At 54.3% G+C, this 19,145-nt stretch carries 21 protein-coding genes; 11 read left to right on the top strand and 10 right to left on the bottom strand.

Annotated features, from left to right (window positions below):
* Window positions 1–9 precede the first annotated feature (9 nt).
* The 6 genes from citC to citG are packed head-to-tail and all read left to right on the top strand — an operon-like array spanning window position 10 to window position 5,093.
* Complete coding sequence (gene citC, locus ACUY4S_RS04050; RefSeq protein WP_312691975.1) at window positions 10–1,029, top strand: [citrate (pro-3S)-lyase] ligase; 1,020 nt, start codon at window positions 10–12, stop codon at window positions 1,027–1,029.
* Between the two features lie 17 nt (window positions 1,030–1,046).
* A complete protein-coding gene (gene citD, locus ACUY4S_RS04055) occupies window positions 1,047–1,340 on the top strand; it encodes a citrate lyase acyl carrier protein (protein ID WP_312691973.1) in 294 nt (97 codons plus the stop codon).
* The gene (gene citE, locus ACUY4S_RS04060; RefSeq protein ID WP_458023020.1) at window positions 1,337–2,212 is read left to right on the top strand and encodes a citrate (pro-3S)-lyase subunit beta; all 876 of its coding nucleotides are present in this window, start codon (window positions 1,337–1,339) and stop codon (window positions 2,210–2,212) included. Before citD ends, citE begins: the two co-directional genes overlap by 4 nt.
* A 10-nt stretch (window positions 2,213–2,222) precedes the next feature.
* Window positions 2,223–3,749, top strand: coding sequence for a citrate lyase subunit alpha (gene citF, locus ACUY4S_RS04065; protein WP_312691969.1), 1,527 nt, complete (start codon window positions 2,223–2,225; stop codon window positions 3,747–3,749).
* Window positions 3,746–4,285, top strand: a complete 540-nt coding sequence (gene citX, locus ACUY4S_RS04070; protein WP_458023021.1) for a citrate lyase holo-[acyl-carrier protein] synthase — start codon at window positions 3,746–3,748, stop codon at window positions 4,283–4,285. The genes citF and citX overlap by 4 nt, the downstream gene beginning before the upstream one ends.
* Window positions 4,263–5,093 carry a triphosphoribosyl-dephospho-CoA synthase CitG gene (gene citG / locus ACUY4S_RS04075; protein WP_458023022.1) on the top strand — a complete coding sequence of 277 codons (831 nt, stop codon included), beginning with the start codon at window positions 4,263–4,265 and terminating at the stop codon, window positions 5,091–5,093. The genes citX and citG overlap by 23 nt, the downstream gene beginning before the upstream one ends.
* Window positions 5,094–5,164: 71 nt before the next feature.
* Here citG and ACUY4S_RS04080 read toward each other — a convergent pair whose 3' ends face one another.
* The 4 genes from ACUY4S_RS04080 to mutY form a co-directional block, all read right to left on the bottom strand.
* Window positions 5,165–6,418, bottom strand: coding sequence for a nucleoside permease (locus ACUY4S_RS04080; RefSeq protein WP_312691963.1), 1,254 nt, complete (start codon window positions 6,416–6,418; stop codon window positions 5,165–5,167).
* Between the two features lie 243 nt (window positions 6,419–6,661).
* Window positions 6,662–7,744 (bottom strand): membrane-bound lytic murein transglycosylase MltC, encoded by a 1,083-nt coding sequence (gene mltC, locus ACUY4S_RS04085; RefSeq protein ID WP_312691995.1) that lies wholly within the window; start codon window positions 7,742–7,744, stop codon window positions 6,662–6,664.
* Window positions 7,745–7,849: 105 nt separating this feature from the next.
* A complete protein-coding gene (locus ACUY4S_RS04090) occupies window positions 7,850–8,125 on the bottom strand; it encodes an oxidative damage protection protein (RefSeq protein ID WP_020455176.1) in 276 nt (91 codons plus the stop codon).
* A gap of 13 nt (window positions 8,126–8,138) precedes the next feature.
* A complete protein-coding gene (gene mutY / locus ACUY4S_RS04095; protein ID WP_458023023.1) occupies window positions 8,139–9,200 on the bottom strand; it encodes an A/G-specific adenine glycosylase in 1,062 nt (353 codons plus the stop codon).
* A gap of 143 nt (window positions 9,201–9,343) precedes the next feature.
* Between mutY and trmB the strand changes: the two genes are divergently transcribed.
* The 4 genes from trmB (at window position 9,344) to wzz(fepE) (ending at window position 12,600) form a co-directional block, all read left to right on the top strand.
* Window positions 9,344–10,063 (top strand): tRNA (guanosine(46)-N7)-methyltransferase TrmB, encoded by a 720-nt coding sequence (trmB, locus tag ACUY4S_RS04100; RefSeq protein ID WP_458023024.1) that lies wholly within the window; start codon window positions 9,344–9,346, stop codon window positions 10,061–10,063.
* On the top strand, window positions 10,063–10,389 hold the full coding sequence (locus ACUY4S_RS04105) for a YggL family protein (protein WP_312691957.1): 327 nt from the start codon (window positions 10,063–10,065) through the stop codon (window positions 10,387–10,389). Before trmB ends, ACUY4S_RS04105 begins: the two co-directional genes overlap by 1 nt.
* A gap of 55 nt (window positions 10,390–10,444) precedes the next feature.
* On the top strand, window positions 10,445–11,164 hold the full coding sequence (locus tag ACUY4S_RS04110) for a YggN family protein (RefSeq protein ID WP_458023025.1): 720 nt from the start codon (window positions 10,445–10,447) through the stop codon (window positions 11,162–11,164).
* A 242-nt stretch (window positions 11,165–11,406) separates the two neighbouring features.
* Window positions 11,407–12,600, top strand: a complete 1,194-nt coding sequence (wzz(fepE), locus tag ACUY4S_RS04115; RefSeq protein ID WP_312691953.1) for an LPS O-antigen length regulator Wzz(fepE) — start codon at window positions 11,407–11,409, stop codon at window positions 12,598–12,600.
* Here wzz(fepE) and hemW read toward each other — a convergent pair.
* From hemW to ACUY4S_RS04140, 5 genes are read right to left on the bottom strand one after another with little or no spacing between them, the layout of a single operon-like run.
* On the bottom strand, window positions 12,571–13,707 hold the full coding sequence (gene hemW, locus ACUY4S_RS04120; protein ID WP_312691951.1) for a radical SAM family heme chaperone HemW: 1,137 nt from the start codon (window positions 13,705–13,707) through the stop codon (window positions 12,571–12,573). The genes wzz(fepE) and hemW overlap by 30 nt on opposite strands.
* Window positions 13,700–14,293, bottom strand: a complete 594-nt coding sequence (locus tag ACUY4S_RS04125) for an XTP/dITP diphosphatase (RefSeq protein WP_312691949.1) — start codon at window positions 14,291–14,293, stop codon at window positions 13,700–13,702. Before ACUY4S_RS04125 ends, hemW begins: the two co-directional genes overlap by 8 nt.
* An 8-nt stretch (window positions 14,294–14,301) precedes the next feature.
* The gene (gene yggU / locus ACUY4S_RS04130; RefSeq protein ID WP_458023026.1) at window positions 14,302–14,592 is read right to left on the bottom strand and encodes a DUF167 family protein YggU; all 291 of its coding nucleotides are present in this window, start codon (window positions 14,590–14,592) and stop codon (window positions 14,302–14,304) included.
* Entirely contained in the window at window positions 14,589–15,155 is a 567-nt protein-coding gene (locus tag ACUY4S_RS04135; RefSeq protein WP_312691945.1) for a YggT family protein, read from the bottom strand. Before ACUY4S_RS04135 ends, yggU begins: the two co-directional genes overlap by 4 nt.
* 18 nt (window positions 15,156–15,173) lie before the next feature.
* Window positions 15,174–15,878, bottom strand: a complete 705-nt coding sequence (locus ACUY4S_RS04140) for a YggS family pyridoxal phosphate-dependent enzyme (protein ID WP_458023027.1) — start codon at window positions 15,876–15,878, stop codon at window positions 15,174–15,176.
* Window positions 15,879–15,895: 17 nt separating this feature from the next.
* Here ACUY4S_RS04140 and ACUY4S_RS04145 point away from each other — a divergent pair, with 17 nt between their 5' ends.
* The gene (locus ACUY4S_RS04145) at window positions 15,896–16,876 is read left to right on the top strand and encodes a type IV pilus twitching motility protein PilT (protein ID WP_458023028.1); all 981 of its coding nucleotides are present in this window, start codon (window positions 15,896–15,898) and stop codon (window positions 16,874–16,876) included.
* On the opposite strand, the gene ACUY4S_RS04150 is transcribed toward ACUY4S_RS04145, so the two are convergent.
* Entirely contained in the window at window positions 16,873–19,131 is a 2,259-nt protein-coding gene (locus ACUY4S_RS04150; RefSeq protein WP_458023029.1) for an FAD-dependent oxidoreductase, read from the bottom strand. The genes ACUY4S_RS04145 and ACUY4S_RS04150 overlap by 4 nt on opposite strands.
* Window positions 19,132–19,145 lie beyond the last annotated feature (14 nt).

Here is a 19,145-nt window from a genome sequence, read left to right on the forward strand (position 1 = left end):
GGCAAGACCATGCAAGCACGACCCCCCATCGACTTCCGCGTAGCGGAAGTCAACGGCAATACTCAACGGCTGGCTTCTATCCGCACGTTGCTCGCAGACAGCGGTTTAGGTATGGACAGCGATATCACCACTTTCGTTGAAGCCTGGTCGGGAAACCGACTGGTGGGTTGTGCGGGGCTGGCCGCCAACGTCATCAAGTGTGTGGCAGTCGATGAAGCGCTGCGCGGTGAAAACCTCAGCGCGCGGCTACTCGCAGAAGTTGAAAACCTTGCGCTGGCGCGTGGCCATTTTCATCTGTTCTTGTGCACCCGTCCGTGCAACCGGGAGCGTTTTCAGCACAGCGGTTTCTGGCCTGTAGCGCAAAGTGGCAACAATGCGATTCTGATGGAGAACACACCGTCTGGCATTCAGCGTTATTGCCGTACGTTACAGGCCGATCGCGTGCCGGGAAAGCGCATTGGCGCGATTGTGATGAACGCCAATCCCTTCACCCTCGGGCACCGTCATCTGGTTGAACAAGCCGCGCAATCCTGCGACTGGCTGCACTTGTTTGTGGTGCGTGAAGACGCGTCGTTCTTCTCTTTCGCCGCGCGGCTGAAAATGGTGAAGGCAGGCGTCGCCCATTTGGCCAATGTCACCGTACACGAAGGCTCTCAATACATCATTTCTCGCGCTACCTTCCCGGCCTACTTCCTTAAAGAGACAGGAAAAGTGCAGCAGGCGTGGAGTGAAATCGATCTGCTTATTTTCCGTAACTATATCGCCCCGGCGCTCGGCATTACGCATCGCTTTATTGGCAGTGAGCCATTTTGCGACGTGACCCGCCAGTACAACCAGACCATGCATCAGCTGCTGGCTGGTGCGGTGGAGGTGCGGGAAATCCCACGTATCAAAGCCACGGGTACTGCCATCTCGGCATCGGAAGTGCGTCGTTTACTGAAAACACACCAGTTTTCCCGTATTCGGGAAATTGTACCGGATACCACTTTCGCGCATCTGGAATCCCATTACAGCGCGGAAGTCGCTTAAAAATCAGGAATGTCATTATGAAAATTGTTAGGGAGGCGCTGGCCGGGACTATGGAGTCCAGCGACCTGATGGTGAAAATAGCGCCCGCCGAAGGCGAGCTTGAAGTGGTTGTTCACAGTGAAGTGATCAAGCAGTTTGGCGATCAGATCCGTCAGGTAGTGAACGCCACGCTGCGTGCAATGGATGTGCGCCAGGGGTTAGTGATCATTGAAGACAAAGGCGCACTGGACTGCGTGATCCGCGCCCGTCTGCAAAGTGCGGTGCTGCGTGCCGCCGAAGGGAGTGAAATCGAGTGGGGGAAACTGCTGTGAAAAAACTTCGTCGTAGCATGCTGTTTCTGCCAGGCGCGAATGCCGCCATGCTCTCTACCGCGTTTATTTATCGCCCGGATTCGATCATGTTCGACCTGGAAGATGCGGTCGCTCTGCGTGAAAAAGACACCGCGCGTCTGCTGGTCTTCCATGCGCTGCAACACCCTATGTATCAGGACATCGAAACGGTGGTGCGTATTAACCCACTGAATACTCCGTTTGGCTTGCCGGATCTGGAAGCGGTCGTCCGCGCTGGCGTGGATGTGGTGCGTTTGCCAAAAACCGACACCCCGGAAGATATTTACGAACTGGAACGTCACTTGGAGCGTATTGAGCTGGCGTGCGGCCGCGAAGTGGGATCAACCCGCGTGATGGCGGCAATTGAGTCCGCTATCGGCGTGATTAATGCAGTGGCCATTGCCCGCAGTTCCCCGCGTCTGATTGGCATTGCGCTGGCGGCCTTCGACTACGTTATGGATATGCAAACCGAGCGCGGTGACGGTACCGAGCTGTTTTATGCACGTTGCGCCGTGCTGCACGCTGCCCGTGCTGCCGGTATAGATGCTTTCGACGTGGTGTGGTCAGACGTTAACGATGAGGCGGGGTTCCTGCGTGAAGTCGAGCTGATCCGCAAAATGGGCTTTAACGGCAAGTCATTGATTAACCCGCGCCAAATCGACCTGTTGCATAACGCCTATGCGCCAACACAGCAGGAAGTTGACCACGCTAAGTTGGTTATCGAAGCTGCGGAAGAGGGGGAGCGTAACGGCCTTGGGGTTGTCTCGCTGAACGGCAAAATGATTGACGCCCCGATTATTAATCACGCGCAGATGGTGCTGGAACGTGCGGCTGCGTCCGGCGTGCGTCAGTAAGGAAAGAACAATGAATCAAACAGAACTTCTTCACGTTAATTTTCCCCATCTGCGTGATTTAAAACCTTTTGATAGCGCCCATGCAGCCACACCCTGGCTGGCGGACGTTAACAGCAAACATACCCGCAAACTCTGCGCCACGCTGGAAGATGCGATTGCCCGTAGCGGCCTGAAAGATGGTATGACCATCTCTTTTCACCACGCGTTCCGCGAAGGCGATCGGGTGATTAATAATGTGATCGCGACCCTCGCGCGTCTGGGTTTTAAAAACCTGACGCTGGCATCCAGCTCACTGATGACCTGTAACGATGCCCTGATCGAACACATCCAGAACGGGGTGATTACCCGAATCTACACCTCTGGCATGCGCGGCAAACTGGCTGATGCCATCTCGCACGGCCTGATGGCGGAGCCGGTACAGATCCACTCCCACGGTGGCCGCGTGAAACTGTTGCAGGACGGCGAGCTGAATATTGATGTCGCGTTCCTGGGGGTACCGTGCAGCGATGAGTTTGGCAATGCCAATGGCACGCAGGGTAAATCCGTTTGCGGGTCGCTGGGTTACGCGATGGTCGATGCGCAGTTCGCCAAAAAAGTGGTGCTGCTGACCGAAGAACTGGTGCCGTTCCCGAATATGCCGGCCAGCCTGGGACAGGATCAGGTCGATCTGATTGTACAGGTGGAGAGCGTTGGCGATCCGGCGAAAATCAGTGTCGGCGCGGCACGCGTCACCAGTAACCCGCGTGAGCTGATGATCGCCCGTTATGCCGCCGACGTGATTGAACATTCAGGCTATTTCAAAGATGGCTTTTCCATGCAGACCGGCTCCGGAGCGGCAGCCACCGCGGCGACCCGCTTTATGGAAGCGAAAATGGAACGTCATGGCGTAAAAGCCCGTTTCGCGCTCGGCGGCATTACCGGCAGTCTGGTGGATCTTCATGAAAAAGGGCTGATCGAAAAACTGCTCGATACCCAGTGCTTCGATGGCGAGGCGGCGGCATCACTGCGCCGTAACCCGAACCACGTAGAGATCTCCACCAATGTGTACGCCAATCCTGGCGGTAAAGCAGCAAGCTGCGATCAACTGGATGTGGTGATCCTCAGCGCGCTGGAGATCGATGTTGATTTTAACGTCAACGTGATCACCGGTTCTGACGGCGTAATGCGTGGCGCTTCCGGCGGTCACTGTGATGTGGCCGCAGCGGCAAACCTGACGATTGTGGTTGCGCCACTGCTGCGTAGCCGCATTCCGACGGTAGTAAAACGCGTGACCACGCTGCTGACACCAGGGGAAAGCATTGATGTGCTGGTCACCGATCACGGGATTGCCGTTAACCCGGCGCGCCCGGAAATCCGCGAGCGTTTGCTGGCGGCAGGGCTGAAAATCGTTGATATCGACACGTTGTATCAGCGCGCCATCTCCCTGACCGGCGAACCGAAACCGATCGCCTTTACCGACCGCATCGTCGGGGTGATCCGGTACCGCGACGGCAGCGTGATTGATGTTGTTCGTCAGGTTAAAGAGGAAAATCAATGACCACACTGACGCCCGTGAGAGCGGGCGTCAGCCTTGAAGCGTTGCTGGCGGCGAAAGATAGTCGCGCAGCGCGTCAGGCTGACTGGCTCACTCACTATCAACAACCGGTCATTTCACTGACGCTGGTGACACCCGGTGCCGTAAAAGACAGTATCCGCTATCGCAATACTATGGGCGTGGCGCTGCAAGCCTGCGACCAGTTGCTGTGGCAACATCACTGGAACGTACTGGACAGGCAGGTACTTTGGTTGCCAACCGGCGCGGAAGCCTTGTGGTGTGTTGAGCACCCGGCGGTGGAAATTAAAGCCCGCTGCGTGGAGATGGAGCAAACGCATCCCCTCGGCAGGCTGTGGGATTTTGACGTGTTCTGCCCTCATAACGGGCAGGTGGGTCGCCATTCACTGGACCTGAACACGCGTCGTTGCCTGGTTTGCGATGAACCGGCGCACGCTTGCGCACGGTCACGCCGCCACCCTGTCGACGACGTGACAGCCCGCGTAGAGAGATTAATCGATGGCTGGTTTGCTCGCGACTAAACCGCAAGCAGCGGATGTTCCTTCTCTGGCGGCGCAGGCGCTGCGCCTTGAACTGGATTTAACCCCAAAACCGGGGCTGGTGGATCGGGCAAACTCCGGGTCGCACCAGGATATGGATCATCGTCTGTTTTTAACCAGTATCGCCGCCATCACGCCGTGGTTTCAGGTATTCGAGCAGGCGGGCAGACAGCACGCGCATCAACCCTCAAGCGAACAACTGCGCCTGTTGCGGCCAGCCGGCATTGCCTGCGAACAGGCAATGTTTGCCGCCACTAACGGGGTGAATACGCATAAAGGCGGTATTTTTTCCCTGGGATTATTGTGTTTTGCCGCCGGGCGCTTGCAGGGGCAAAACCGGATTATCAGCGCTGATGCGCTGTGCCTGCAGGTCAGTGAAATCTGTTGTGGCCTTGTGGAGCGTGAGCTGGCCACCCGTTCGCTGGCGGTAACAGCAGGCGAAAAGCAGTTTCGCGATTACGGCCTGACCGGGGCGCGTGGTGAAGTTGAGCAAGGCTTTGTCACTGTGCGACGCGCAGTGTTGCCGTTCTGGTATCAGGAACAGGGCGAGCGGCGATTGCACAACGCATTGCTGCGGCTGATGGCCGCCAATGCCGACAGCAATCTGGTATCGCGCGGGGGCATGACAGGACTGCGTTATGTACAGGATTATGCGGTGAGGCTACTGGCCACGCAGTGGGATACTGCCGCACTGCGCCAGATGGATGAGGCACTGATAGCCCGGCGTTTAAGCCCAGGTGGCAGCGCTGATCTACTGGCGGTTGCCTTTGTGCTGGCTATGGTCGGGTAACTCTGCACTGGCCGCTGAGCCTCATACCACTCAGGCAATAAAAAACCCGGCGCCAGGCCGGGTTTTCTGTTTTACGCTTTCTGCGCGACGCCTTCAGGCTCTCGCACATGTTTATATTTAAACAACGTGACGAAGGCGAAAGCCAGTACCAGCGAATAACCTGCGAAAATCAGCCATACCGTTTTCCAGTCAGTGATGCCTGCGGTGGTGTAGATTTCTACCACTTTGCCACTGACCATACCACCGAGGATACAGCCAAAGCCGTTGGTCATCATCAGCAGCATCCCCTGCGCACTGGCGCGGATAGCCGGGTTAACTTCTTTCTCAACGAACACCGAACCGGAGATGTTGAAGAAATCGAAGGCGCAACCATAAACGATCATCGACAGCACCAGCAGCACGGTGCCAAACGGCGTCGGATCGCCGAAAGCGAACAGGCCGAAACGCAGCACCCAGGCGAAGATACTGATCATCATGACGTTCTTAATGCCGTAGCGGCTCATAAAGAACGGGATAGCCAGGATAAAGGCGGTTTCGGAGATCTGCGAAATCGACATCATCACTGACGCGTGCGTCACAATAAAGCTATTGGCGAACAGCGGGTTGCTATCGAAGCTGTGCAGGAAGGTGTTACCGAACATGTTGGTGATCTGCAACTCTGCGCCCAGCAGCATCGAGAAGATGAAGAAGATTGCCATACGCTTGTTTTTAAACAGTGCGAAAGCATTCAGGCCCAGCATTTCCACCCAGGTCTGCTTCTCTCTACTTTTGGCGACCGGCATATGCGGCAGCGTCAGGGAGATCAGGCTCAACACCAGCGACAAGCCCGCGCCAATATAAAGCTGCATATGGCTGAGTTCAAAGCCCGAGAAGCTGACTGCCCACATCGCCAGAATAAAGCCGATGGTGCCCCAGATACGGATGGGCGGGAAATCCTTCACGATATCGTAGCCGGCAGATTGCAGGCGGAAATAGGAGATGGTGTTCACCAGGCCAAGCGTTGGCATATAGGCCAGCGAGTTGAGCAGGATAATCGCGAACATGGCCCCCGGCGTGGTGACGCCCGCAGCAATGAACAGTGTGATTGCCCCAACCAGATGACACAGCGCATATACCCACTTCGCACTGAGCCATTTATCGGCCACGATACCAAGCAGTGTCGGCATAAGCAGCGAGGCGATACCCAGCGAGCTGTAAACGGCACCAATTTCCGCTCCCTCGAACTTCAGGGTAACGAACATATAAGAGCCAAGTGTAGTCAGCCAGCTTCCCCACAGGCAGAACTGCAGAAAGATAATGACTTTCAGCTGCAGCTTAAGATTCATGCTAATTTCCTCACAAAGGAGACGGATAGATGTTGGAATGGGCACAATTACTATTGTTATCTGTCACGATCCTACCACTAACGGCGTGTCGAATTTGTTATGCCCGACATAAAAATGCAAACTTCCTCTGATTGCAATTCCGTATGGTGACTCATGTCACAATTTTACGCAACCGTTTGCATTTCCCAGAGGAAACGTTTATGCCTCTTTCCTTCTCAACAGAAAGAGGCATACACGAAACGATTAATTACGGCGCCAGGTTTTTTGCGCGGTATTCACTTTGTAGAGGTAACGGCGGGATTCTGCCGACGGATGGCGGGTGGTCAGGGTCTGGTAAACATCGCCGGGCGTCATGGTATTAATGATGTTCGCCGCCTGCACCTTATCGCTGGAGAAGACGCGTAACACACTGCCTGCACCGCCGTTATAGGCGGTGATCACCGCATAACGGCGTGATGTCGGGTTGCTGATGCCAGAAAGATAAACATTGTTCAGCATCGCCAGATAAGCTGTGCCGGTATCAATATTACTCTGAGGATCAAACAGGTAGCTCCTGTCCGGCGTACCCGATTTCCCCTGTGCGCGGAACACATCTTTCCCGGCGCTGTGCTGTACGACCTGCATCAGGCCAAGCGCATCGGAGCGGCTGACAGCGTAAGGGTTAAAAGAAGATTCGGTTTGCATGATGGCCAGAATCAGCGACTCTTCGACACCATATTTACGCGCGGCCTGGCGCACCATGCCCACGTATTTATGTGCGCGTTTATCGAGGTGGTTCGGGACCAGATTAATGGTCACGCTGTAAATCATATGCAGGCCATTGCTGCGGCTTTTTAACCGCGTTTGCAGCAGATAATCGGCAAAACGCACGGCGCGCCACTGCCAGCGAATCGCTTCGCCGTTGTTATCCAGCACCTGACCATACAAGAACGGCTCTTTGGAAATCTGAATGTCGTCGGCATCGGAATAGAGATCGATAGATCCCGGATCGTCGCCCATCAGCAGGGTTTTGATAATTGCCTCGCGCAAGTGCGCAGCGGGCTCAGTGCCGGCAATGGTTTCGACAGTAATAGTACCTTCGTCGAAGTTAATATGGCTTCGGGTCTGATACTGGTCGGTGTATTTAACGTAATCCTTCGGCCCTGCGATCAGAACTTCGTTAAAGCCCCATAAATTTTCAATATTGTGGGCGAACTGCCCCATCAAAATGTCAAAACCGTTGGTGTCTTTGATCCAGGCTTCGTTATAGTCTTCGCCTGCTTTTTTAGAGCTGGAACAAGAAATCAGCAACGGCGCAATAATGGCAAGCGCTAAAAATTTTTTCATCATTCCGGGATGCAGTTGTGTGGGTGTGAACGCGCCGGTGATGCACGCAGGCTGGCACTCTTTTGCCTGTTTAGCGGCGTTGCCAGCCGGCGGGCGATCAGAAGCTTATTTTTTTTCTTGCGGCGTATAGCCTTCAATGTGCACGTCTTTGCCCTCGAAGAGGAAATTCACCATCTCCTCTTCTAACAGCTTGCGGTGCTCCACATTCATCATGTTGAGTTTTTTCTCGTTGATCAGCATGGTTTGCTTCTGCTGCCACTGCTTCCAGGCTTCCTTCGAGATCTCGTTATAAATACGTTTACCCAGATCGCCCGGATAGAGCTGGAAGTCCTGCCCTTCCGCTTCACGTTGCAGGAAGGTACAAAAAATGGTTCTGCTCATAAGTCATCCTCTTTCATGCGCGAAGCGACAGGGCTTCGGCGCGTAATTGCTGTATCAGGCGTTCCACCGGAGCCGCCAGACCGACCGACGGCGGTTGCGCTAAGTTATACCAAAGACCCACGCCTTCATCCATGCAAGACGAGAACGAGGACACGCCAAGCCACATCGGTACAATATCCAGATGGAAATGGCTAAAAGTATGGCGGAAAGCGACCAGTTGGCTGAGATTATCTGCATTTATATTTCTCTGTGCCAGCCAGTCTCGTAGGCCCGACTCATCACTGAACTGCGGGAAGCAGAACAATCCGCCCCATAGCCCGCTCGGCGGACGCTGTTCAAGATAGACCTCGCTTTCATGCTGCATCAGCAGGAAGTAACCGGTGCGTTCAGGAAGCGTCTGCTTCGGTTTTTTGCCGGGATATTGTGCCCAACTGTGCGCGGCATACGCTTCGCAGCCGGTTTGTAATGGGCACAACTCGCACTTTGGCTTTGAGCGTGTGCACACCATTGCTCCCAGATCCATCATCGCCTGGTTAAAGCGTTCAACGCCTTTTGCTGGCGTGACCTCGGTACTGATCGTCCACAGGCGTTTTTCCACCTCTTTTTTACCCGGCCAACCGCCAACGGCGTAGCAGCGCGCCAGCACGCGTTTGACGTTGCCATCAAGGATGGGAAAATGTTTGCCCAGCGATAAAGAGAGGATCGCGCCCGCTGTTGAGCGGCCTACGCCGGGCAGGGCGGCGACCTCCTCGAATGTTTCCGGGAAATGACCGCCATGATGCTGCGCGACTTGCTGCGCGGCTTTGTGTAAGTTGCGGGCGCGGGCGTAATAACCCAGCCCGGTCCACAGATGCAACACTTCATCCAGCGGCGCATTGGCCAGATCGGTTACCGTCGGGAAACGCACCATAAAGCGCTGGAAATAGGGAATAACGGTTGCCACTTGGGTCTGTTGCAACATCACTTCCGATAGCCATACTTTGTAGGGCGTTTTTTCAGTTTGCCAGGGCAGGGTTTTTCGCCCGTATTTGTCGTACCAGTCCAGAACCTGGGCTGAAAATTGAGACGCTTGCATGGTCACCAGAATCGCGTTGTCAGGGGCGAAGATTGCAGCACAGAGGCACCGCGCTGTAAATCGGAACTTTTACGATGCTTGCATCGGGCGATGAACTTTGGATAATGCCCGTTTCCTGAACACTCTCACAAGCAGAACACTGTATGAATAACGACGTCATTTCACCGGAATTTGATGAAAATGGTCGCCCGCTGCGCCGGATCCGCAGTTTCGTCCGTCGTCAGGGCCGCCTGACCAAAGGGCAGCAGCACGCGCTGGATCACTACTGGCCGGTGATGGGCGTTGAATTCACGGAACAGCCTGTGGATTTTACCGCGCTGTTCGGCCGCAACGCGCCGGTGACGCTGGAGATCGGTTTCGGTATGGGTGCTTCGCTGGTTGAAATGGCGAAACTCCGCCCTGAGCAGAACTTCCTGGGGATCGAAGTCCACTCGCCGGGCGTGGGAGCTTGTCTCTCTTCCGCACACGAAGAGGGGATCGGCAACCTGCGAGTGATGTGCCACGATGCCGTAGAAGTGCTGCACAAAATGATCCCTGACAATTCTTTAAACATGGTTCAGCTGTTTTTTCCTGACCCGTGGCATAAAGCGCGCCATAATAAACGCCGTATTGTTCAGGTACCGTTTGCTGAACTGGTGAAGAGTAAGCTTAAGCTGGGTGGCGTGTTCCATATGGCGACCGACTGGGAAGCGTATGCGCAACATATGCTTGAAGTGATGTCGTCTATCGACGGTTATACAAACCTGTCGGCGACCCACGACTATGTACCGCGTCCGGCGTCGCGCCCGGTAACCAAATTTGAACAGCGTGGCCATCGTCTTGGTCACGGCGTATGGGACTTAATGTTCGAGAGGGTGAAATAATGGCAACAAACCGCAGCCGCCGTTTGCGTAAAAAAATGCATATCGACGAATTCCAGGAACTGGGCTTCTCTGTGGCGTGGCGCTTCGCCGAAGGCACCAGCGAAGAGCAAATCGACAAAACCGTTGATGACTTTATTCAGGAAGTGATTGAGCCGAACAAGCTGGCGTTTGACGGCAGCGGTTACCTTGCATGGGACGGGCTGATTTGCCTGCAGGAAGTGGGTAAATGCACGGAAGAACATCAGGCCATCGTGCGTAAATGGCTGGAAGACCGCAAACTCGATGAGGTGCGTATTAGCGAACTTTTCGACGTTTGGTGGGACTAATCAAGCATAAGGGGCCAGCATTAGCTGGCCCGTTTTGTCTCTACAGGAGTTTTTTATGATGCGCAAAACGCTGCTGGCGGCTGCCCTGACACTGACCGCCTTTGCCGCGCAGGCGGATTATCAGTGTAGTGTGACCCCACGCGACGATGTGATCCTCAGCCCGCAAACCGTGCAGGTTAAAGGTGAGAACGGCAATCTGGTTATCACGCCGGATGGCAATGTGATGTTTAACGGCAAGCAATATACGCTCAGCGCTGCTCAGCGCGAACAGGCGAAGGATTACCAGGCGGACTTGCGTAGCGCACTGCCATGGATTGACGATGGCGCGCGCAGTCGCGTGGAGAAAGGCCGGGTTGCGCTGGATAACATCATCGTCAAAGAAGTCGGTGAAAGCAGCAGCATGCGCAGTCGTCTGACCAAACTGGATGCGCAACTGAAAACGCAGATGAACCGCATTATTGAACATCGTAGCGATGGCCTGGCCTTCCATTATAAAGCGATTGATCAAGTCCGGGCGGATGGCCAGCAACTGGTGAATCAGGCGATGGGCGGCATCCTGCAGGACAGCATTAACGAAATGGGCGCTAAAGCCGTACTGAAGGGGGGCGGTAATCCTCTTCAGGGCGTGTTGGGCAGCCTTGGTGGTCTGCAAACCGCTATTCAGAATGAGTGGCAAAACCAGGAAGCGGATTTCCAGCAGTTCGGAAAAGACGTCTGCAAACGCGTGGTGTCGTTGGAAGATAGCCGTAAGGCATTAACTGCCGGGCTAAAATAATCCTTCTTATAGCCTTCTTTTTTAAGAGGGCTAATTATCGCTTTACTCTCGCACATTTCATCTCCCCCAATATTCTGCCTACTTAAACTCTCTTTTTTTAGAAATTTATCTAATGATATTTCGGAAATGTATTAAGCGAGGTTTTGTATTAATTTGATGGATGTTTATTCTCCTTTTGGAATAAGAATGATAGTGATAGAGTGGCTCCCTAAATTACGGGTATGACTATTGAATGGATTAATATGTCAACATTTAATATTCCTCACGGAAATAATGAGAGTGTATACGGGCCGAATATTGCCCCGTTCAAAAAAGATGAAATAGATCTTTTGGATTTATTTCGGATTTTGTTGAACAGTAAAAAATTCATTATAGCCATCGTTGTGGCGTTTGCGGCGGCAGGTTTCTTTATTTCATTGTTGTTGCCGCAAAAATGGACCAGCCGGGCAGAAATCACCCCTGCCGAGAAAATTCAGTGGAGTGAGCTTAATCAGGCCATTAATACCCTTGATACTCTTGGCGTGAAAGCACCGGTAACCGCCGAACAGGTCTTTAATCTGTTTCTCAAAAATTTTAATTCACAAACGCTACAGGAAAAGTTTTTAGGCTCTTCGCCGTTGGTGGCAGATTTCCCGCAGCTTAAGAATGCAGAGCCGGAGGCGCGACACCGCGGCATTGTCCAGCTTGCCCAGCAACTCAATGCGGTCAATAATCTCACCGATAAAAATAGCCAATCCATGCCTTATCCGTCATGGACGTTAAGCTTCACAGCACCGAATGCACAAGACGCACAGCAGGTTCTTAACCGCTATATTAATTATGTTTCAGAGTTGGTAGTTAAGGAAACTGTAGATACTTTACGGGATGAAGTGGCATTAAGAACCAATTTTGAAAAAGACTCGCTGGAAATAGAGCGTGTTGAAATGCTTAATAAGCATGATGCGAGTATTCACCGTTTAAACTATTCGCTTATTGTGGCGAACGCCGCTGGTATCAAACGCCCGGTTTATAGCAATGGCCAGATAGTACAGGACGACCCGGATTACTCTATTGCGCTCGGTTCAGATGGTATTGCGGAAAAACTTAAGATTGAAAATTCCATTAAAGATGTGACGCGATTGGATCCTGCGTTTCTTAACCGCGAATATCGCTTATCACAACTGCAAAAGATCAATTTAAAAGACATTGATTTTAAACCTTTTAAATATCAGCTTTCCCCTTCATTGCCTTTAAAAAAAGATGGTCTGGCAAAAAGCCAGTTAATGATCATGATGGCGATTCTGGGCGGCGTGATTGCCTGTGCTGTTGTGCTGGTTCGCTCTGCATTCCAGCATCATGACATTGTCAGCAAACAAGAACATGAGGCGGTGAAAAGCGTGCCCGCCGTAGCAGGCACGGCAGAGCGGTTATTCGGCAAGGAACAGTTCAAGGAGTGAATTTAAGAATAGCTTTCCGTGCTCGGTTATCTGCCACGCATTCTCATTTTCAGTCAGATAATTAAGCGACAGCGCCTGGTCGATCTGAGCGCGGATAGCACTTTCATCTAAGCCGGTATAACGAGAAAACTCCGCGCGCGGCGCGGGTTCAAGCAGACGAAAACGGTTCATAAAGAACTCGAACGGTTTATCCTGCGCTTCCACCTCATGCTGCTTATCCAGATAGTTACCCTGCATATAACCACGAGGATGGCGCGTTTTTGCCGTTCTTAAAATGCGGCCATCCGCCAGGGTCACTTTGCCATGCGCGCCGCAGCCAATACCCAGATAATCGCCGAAACGCCAGTAGTTCAGGTTGTGCTGACATTGGTAGCCGGGTTTGGCATAGGCTGAGGTTTCGTACTGCTGATACCCGGCAGCGGTAAGGATCTGATGACCTTGCTCGAAGATATCCCACAGCGCATCATCATCCGGTAATACAGGCGGGCGAGAGCCGAACAGGGTGTTGGGTTCGATAGTGAGCTGATACCAGGAAAGATGCGGCGGATTAAGCGCAATCGCCTGGCGCAGATCGTCCAGCGCCTCTTCCAGCGACTGATCCGGCAGGCCATGCATTAAATCAAGATTAAAACTGCGCAGCCCAAGGCCGCTTGCGAGACGTGCAGCGCGCCGGGCTTCCTCCGGGCCGTGAATACGCCCCAGGCGCTGGAGTTTGTTGTCGCTAAAACTTTGCACACCAATCGAAATGCGGTTCACTCCGGCGCGCTGATAATCGACAAACCGGTCTGCTTCCACGGTGCCTGGATTGGCTTCCATGGTGATCTCCGCATCAGCAGCGAGAGGCAGCCGTTCACGCACACCATCAAGGAGTGTTTGCATCGCCGGGCCGGAGAGCAGGCTCGGCGTACCGCCACCAATAAAAATGGTCTTTATTTCCCGTCCCTGTGCATAGGGCACATCGGCATCCAGATCGTTCAGCAGGTGCTGCACATAATCGTCGTGCGGGACTTCGCCTTTTAACGCATGGGAATTGAAGTCGCAGTACGGGCATTTCTGCACGCACCAGGGAATGTGAATATAAAGACTCAGAGGTGGCAAATCAGCCATTACGCAGTGCTTCCAGTAACAGTTTTAACGCCTGCCCCCGGTGGGAGAGGGCGCTTTTTTCTTCGCGGGTTAGCTCCGCAGCGGTTTTCCCGGCAGAGGGAACAAAGAATACGGGATCGTAACCAAAGCCGCCATCACCGGCAGGCTGGCGGGTAATCACGCCCGACCAGCTACCGTGGCATACCAGGGGAGTAGGATCGTTGGCATGACGCATATAGACCAGCACGCAATGGAACTGTGCCTGACGTTCAGTGTCCGGAACCTCTTTTAAAGCATCCAGCAGTTTTTCCAGGTTCTGCCGATCGCTGGCATCAACACCCGCATAACGAGCGGAGTAGATCCCAGGAGCGCCGCCCAGCGCGTCCACCGCCAGACCTGAATCATCGGCAATCGCCGGTAAACCCGTTATCTGCGCAGCATGGCGCGCTTTGAGGATCGCGTTTTCAATAAAGGTCAGGCCGGTCTCTTCCGCAGACTCAACACCCAGATCGGTTTGCGCCACAATCGTGAGGCCAAAATCAGTGAGTAGCGAGGCAAGCTCGCGCACTTTACCGGCATTACCGGTAGCGAGGACAACTTTCTGCATAAGGGATCCTAATTTATCAACGCCGCGACTTCCGTCGGGATCTGTTGCGGATGCGTGATTTTAATCTGTTTGTGGCGGCCCAGGTCGCCTTTTTCAATGACGACCTGGTTTTTCGCCACGCGAAACTGTTTCGCAAGGTATTTGACCAGATGCGCATTGGCCTGGCCATCCACTGGCGGAGCGGTGATGGCGACTTTTAATTCATCGCCATGTAAGCCAATGATTGCGTCCCGGCTGGCTTTCGGCTGAATATACAGCCGTAACACCAGCCCGTCTTCACAGACTGCAGCGGCACTCATAGCGCCATCCACAGCCCCGGCAGCAGGATATTGCCGGTGGATTGCAGCAGTTCAGCAACCCCCATGTTGATCACGTACAGCAGCAGCACGAGGATCATAGGCGAAAAATCAATTCCCCCCATTGAGGGCAGCAGATTACGGATAGGACGCAGCAACGGTTCCGTCAACTGCATCAAAACGTACTCCACCGGGCTACGCCCCTGGCTGACCCAGCTCATGATCGCCATCACCAGCAGAACCCAGAAAATCATCAGACCGATGGTTTTCAGCAAGATCAACAGCGCAGAGATCCAGATAATCGGCTGGAAGGTGACCACCATAAACAGCACGATGGCTTTGATAAAACTCAGGACAAACGCGATCAGTAGCGAGGCGCTATCAATCGGCCCGAGCGGCGGCAGAATACGGCGAAGCGGCCCGACAATCGGCTGCGTGGCCTTGACCACGAACTGCGAAAATGGGTTGTAAAAATCGCAGCGTGCCCACTGCATCCAGACGCGCAACAGCAGAACCATCGTATAGAGTTCAATGACTGTCGAGAGCAGGAAAGTCAACGTCTTCATGGCGTTCCTCAGTTTTCCTTAATTTTTTGTGTAATCGCGCGCACCAAAAATGGCCGTTCCAATGCGCACCATCGTGCTGCCAGCCGCGATGGCGGCGGCCATATCGTCTGTCATGCCCAGCGACAAAGTATCTACCGTGGGATAGCGGGTTTTAAGCGCTTCAAATGCTACAGCCATTTGCTGCGCCACGGCAAACTGCCTTTCGTACTCTTTCTCCGGCGCTGGGATCGCCATCAACCCACGCAGGCACAGCCCTGGTAATTCCACAACCTGCGCCGCCAGTGCATCCAGTTCCGCAAGAGCAATGCCGGATTTACTGTGCTCGTCGCTGATGTTGATTTGAATCAGTACATTCAGCGGAGCGAGCGTTGCCGGACGCTGTTCACTTAAGCGGCAGGCAATACGCAGGCGATCAACGGTATGACACCAGTCGAAATGCTCGGCAACCAGACGACTTTTATTGGACTGTAATGGGCCGATAAAGTGCCATTCCAGCCCCTGGGTACCGATTTCCTGAAAATGGCGGATTTTATCCACCCCTTCCTGCACATAATTTTCACCAAACACACGCTGGCCTGCATCAATGGCTTCTGCGACAGCGCTCGCAGGTTTGGTTTTGCTCACTGCAAGTAAGGTAACGTCTTCTGAAGCACGACCGCAACTCATTGCTGTCGCTGAGATTTTGTCCCGGACTTGTGCCAGGTTATGCGCAATATCGTTCATGATTCCAGGATGGCTATATGGATATAGAAGAAATAGTGGGGCTTAGTGTAAAGCATAATGTCTCGGATCTACACCTGTGCAGCGGGTGTTCACCACGCTGGCGGCTACAGGGGAGGCTGGAGCCGGCGCCCTTCGAGTGCCCTGATATTAACGCACTCCTGAATGACCATTTGAGTGAAACAATGCAATGTCAGTGGTGGGAGCAGGGGCAGGTAGACTTTGCCCTGACGACCGCCAGTGGCCAGCGTCTGCGGGCGGCGGCGTTTGTCCGCCATAACGGTATTTCGCTGGCGTTGCGTTTACTCCCACATACCTGCCCACAACCCACCTTTCTCGAGCTCCCCCCGGCGCTCACCGAAACGCTCACCCGTGAGACGGGCCTGATTTTGGTGACAGGGGCGACTGGCAGCGGAAAATCGACCACGCTTGCCGCACTGGTTAATCATCTGAATCAGCATGTCGCCGGGCATATCCTGACACTGGAAGATCCTATTGAATATGTCCATGTCAGCGATCGTTGCCTGATCCAACAACGTGAAATCGGTCGGGATTGTCCCACTTTTGCCGCAGGGTTGCGCGCAGCATTGCGAGAGGATCCTGATGTGATCCTGCTTGGCGAGTTGCGGGACCACGAGACCATTAGCCTGGCGCTGACGGCGGCGGAAACCGGCCATCTGGTCCTGGCAACGCTGCATACACGCGGCGCGGCGCAAGCGGTTGAAAGACTGGTGGATGCTTTTCCAGCACAGGAGAAGGAGCCGCTGCGTAGCCAACTCGCCGGCAGTCTGCGGGCAGTACTGGCGCAAAAGCTGGAACAGGATAAGCAGGGGGGACGGGTCGCCCTGTTTGAACTGCTGATTAATACCCCGGCGGTGGCAAACCTGATCCGTGATGGCAAAACCCACCAGTTGCCCGGTGTGATGCAAACCGGGCAGCAGGTGGGGATGCAGACCTTTGAACAAAGCCGCCAGAAGCGGGTGGGGCAGGGCAGGCTTTAGCTGACATTCAGGGAGTAAACCGCCGGGAGCGCCCCTGCTGTGGCAACAATCTCCAGCCGGATGCAGGTGGCCGCCAGCGGTTGATCCAGCCGGTGCTGGCAAACGGAGTGGTGATTATCCTCTACCTCGGCCAGCAACCGATCATCCACCCACAAGCGATAGTGGGTGATACAGTGTGGCGTGACAGCGTAGGGGTGTCCCATCTGGACGGACTCCATTGCGTTATCAAAGTCGTTGTCCTGCACCAGCGTCAGTTGTTGCAATTTCTGAGGCGCATCCCAGCGCCAGATGATTTGTGGAACCTTGTCATCGAGAGCCGGGCTCCATGCATTGGTTTGCTGTTCCGGGCGCAACCGGCCATTAAGCACATTCTGCGCGCGCCAGCAGGTGAGCGGCTGGTTGAAACGCAGGGCTGGAAGGATTTGATGCGGGTGGCGGCGAGGTAGCCAAAAGTCGAATTCATCGACACCGAAGTCGCCATCTGCCACCTGCCGCGTGTGCTTCGCGACACGGGCATTCAGGCTGTTAAACACAGTCATCAGGCCGGGAATGCGGGCGTCGGTCAGCGCGATATCCACACCCTCCTGCGCCCCGAAGGCCAGGAAAAGATACTGGTCGCGATCGCTTTGCCAGTGGAATGTCAGTCGGTGTTTTGCCTCACCGTCGACTCGCACCGCGCACTCGTCGTACTGGTAGTCTGGCGTAAAGTTCCCGGCGCGGGCACTGCCCAGCAGCGATATGACTAACTGCTGCGCTGAAGTGGAACGCAAGCGCAGGGTGATTTCCGGTAAATGTTCGCCAGCCTTAATGGGCAACAGCAGCGCCATGCGTTCGCCAAGCGATTGCCAGCGGCCGTTGGCTGGCAGTTCAGTGAGCTGAAATTCACTACTGGCGGTGACCGTCGCCCCGACGGCGGGATCGCTCAGCCAGTGACGCGGTATATAACAGCCATTCGCCTGGAGCTGGGTTTGTAGCGCGCCAATATGCTCTGGTGTCGCCAGCTCACGCGGCAATAAGTGCCGGGTTTGGCATAACGCGGCGGCGCGACCCACTATTTCGCCCAGCAGGCCACACGTGCACATCACGCGGGCACTGCCAAAAGCGACATGAGAGGCGGAAATCAACCGCCCGGTTAGTAGCAGGTTATCCAGCGATCGGCTGTAGAGACTGCGAAAAGGAATAGTGTAGGTGCCTTTACTGTGGAACTGACGGCAGCCATCGTGAGTACTGTAAACGCCATCTGCCGGATGGAGATCAATAGACCAGCCGCCATATGCCACGGCATCGTAGTGATCGCGTTGTTCAATGATGTCCTGCTGGCTAAGCAGATGATCGCCCACAAAACGGCGGCTTTCCCGTTTACCGGGAATGGCTCCCACCCATTCGATGGTCATGTTTGCCGCTTCCGGGAAGTGGCCTGAGTTTTTAATATGATCCCAGACGCCCCAGACGATTTTCCACAATTCCCATTTGATCTCTTCGCTTTCGTGGACGGTATCAAGACGCCCGCCCCATTCCAGCCACCATAAGTCGCAGCCGTTAAGGGTCGAGGTGAGGCGTTTGTAGCGCGGGATCTCCGTAATGTCCTGCAATGCAAAGGAGGGGGGAACAAAGCGTACCGGTCCGTCGGTTTGTTTGGTGTAAAAATAAATTGAGTGGCCTAACTTGTGGCCGAAGCTATCGCCTGGCGCCATTTTTTCACTCAGCTCCCCGGCGTCTTCCGCCCCTTCGCGGTACTCTGCTCCGGCCAGGTATCCGAGCACACCATCGCCGGTGGCATCACAAAACTGATCTGCGCTGACGCTATAAAACGTTTCGTTAATCGGGTTAAACGCTTTGACTTGCGTGATCCGTTGCTGCGCTTTTTCCACCTCGTAGACGGCCGTGTTCAGTAGCAACGTCAGGCCCTGCTGACGTTTGGCGAGATCGAGCAATACCAGATCGAACATCACAGGATTCCCCTCTTTGTTGCGCCAGAGGTTCTCTTCCATGATTTCGCCCATAATGCCGCCTTCGCGCGCCCAGCGATTATTATTCCCCATATGCGATGTTGCGCCGTTGGCCCACAAGCGGACTTCACTGGAGGCATTCCCCCCCAGTACGGGTCTGTCCTGAATCAAAATGACTTGCAGTCCGTCACGCGCAGCAGCAAGCGCAGCGCACAACCCTGCAAGACCGCCACCTGCCACCAGCAGGTCAGCATGCAGCGTGCGTGTCGGAAAGGTTCTGGCATCGGTTTGGGGAAAGATTTTCATAACCTTGTATCCTT

The sequence above is a fragment of the Kosakonia beeri genome, assembly GCF_054165705.1.

Excerpts from the sequence above, each read along its gene's own strand:
- citC (WP_312691975.1), top strand. The coding sequence starts at position 10 with ATGCAAGCACGACCCCCCATCGACTTCCGCGTAGCGGAAGTCAACGGC.
- citD (WP_312691973.1), top strand. The coding sequence starts at position 1,047 with ATGAAAATTGTTAGGGAGGCGCTGGCCGGGACTATGGAGTCCAGCGAC.
- citF (WP_312691969.1), top strand. The coding sequence starts at position 2,223 with ATGAATCAAACAGAACTTCTTCACGTTAATTTTCCCCATCTGCGTGAT.
- citX (WP_458023021.1), top strand. The coding sequence starts at position 3,746 with ATGACCACACTGACGCCCGTGAGAGCGGGCGTCAGCCTTGAAGCGTTG.
- citG (WP_458023022.1), top strand. The coding sequence starts at position 4,263 with ATGGCTGGTTTGCTCGCGACTAAACCGCAAGCAGCGGATGTTCCTTCT.
- ACUY4S_RS04080 (WP_312691963.1), bottom strand. The coding sequence starts at position 6,418 with ATGAATCTTAAGCTGCAGCTGAAAGTCATTATCTTTCTGCAGTTCTGC.
- mltC (WP_312691995.1), bottom strand. The coding sequence starts at position 7,744 with ATGAAAAAATTTTTAGCGCTTGCCATTATTGCGCCGTTGCTGATTTCT.
- ACUY4S_RS04090 (WP_020455176.1), bottom strand. The coding sequence starts at position 8,125 with ATGAGCAGAACCATTTTTTGTACCTTCCTGCAACGTGAAGCGGAAGGG.
- mutY (WP_458023023.1), bottom strand. The coding sequence starts at position 9,200 with ATGCAAGCGTCTCAATTTTCAGCCCAGGTTCTGGACTGGTACGACAAA.
- trmB (WP_458023024.1), top strand. The coding sequence starts at position 9,344 with ATGAATAACGACGTCATTTCACCGGAATTTGATGAAAATGGTCGCCCG.
- ACUY4S_RS04105 (WP_312691957.1), top strand. The coding sequence starts at position 10,063 with ATGGCAACAAACCGCAGCCGCCGTTTGCGTAAAAAAATGCATATCGAC.
- ACUY4S_RS04110 (WP_458023025.1), top strand. The coding sequence starts at position 10,445 with ATGATGCGCAAAACGCTGCTGGCGGCTGCCCTGACACTGACCGCCTTT.
- hemW (WP_312691951.1), bottom strand. The coding sequence starts at position 13,707 with ATGGCTGATTTGCCACCTCTGAGTCTTTATATTCACATTCCCTGGTGC.
- ACUY4S_RS04125 (WP_312691949.1), bottom strand. The coding sequence starts at position 14,293 with ATGCAGAAAGTTGTCCTCGCTACCGGTAATGCCGGTAAAGTGCGCGAG.
- yggU (WP_458023026.1), bottom strand. The coding sequence starts at position 14,592 with ATGAGTGCCGCTGCAGTCTGTGAAGACGGGCTGGTGTTACGGCTGTAT.
- ACUY4S_RS04135 (WP_312691945.1), bottom strand. The coding sequence starts at position 15,155 with ATGAAGACGTTGACTTTCCTGCTCTCGACAGTCATTGAACTCTATACG.
- ACUY4S_RS04140 (WP_458023027.1), bottom strand. The coding sequence starts at position 15,878 with ATGAACGATATTGCGCATAACCTGGCACAAGTCCGGGACAAAATCTCA.
- ACUY4S_RS04145 (WP_458023028.1), top strand. The coding sequence starts at position 15,896 with ATGGATATAGAAGAAATAGTGGGGCTTAGTGTAAAGCATAATGTCTCG.
- ACUY4S_RS04150 (WP_458023029.1), bottom strand. The coding sequence starts at position 19,131 with ATGAAAATCTTTCCCCAAACCGATGCCAGAACCTTTCCGACACGCACG.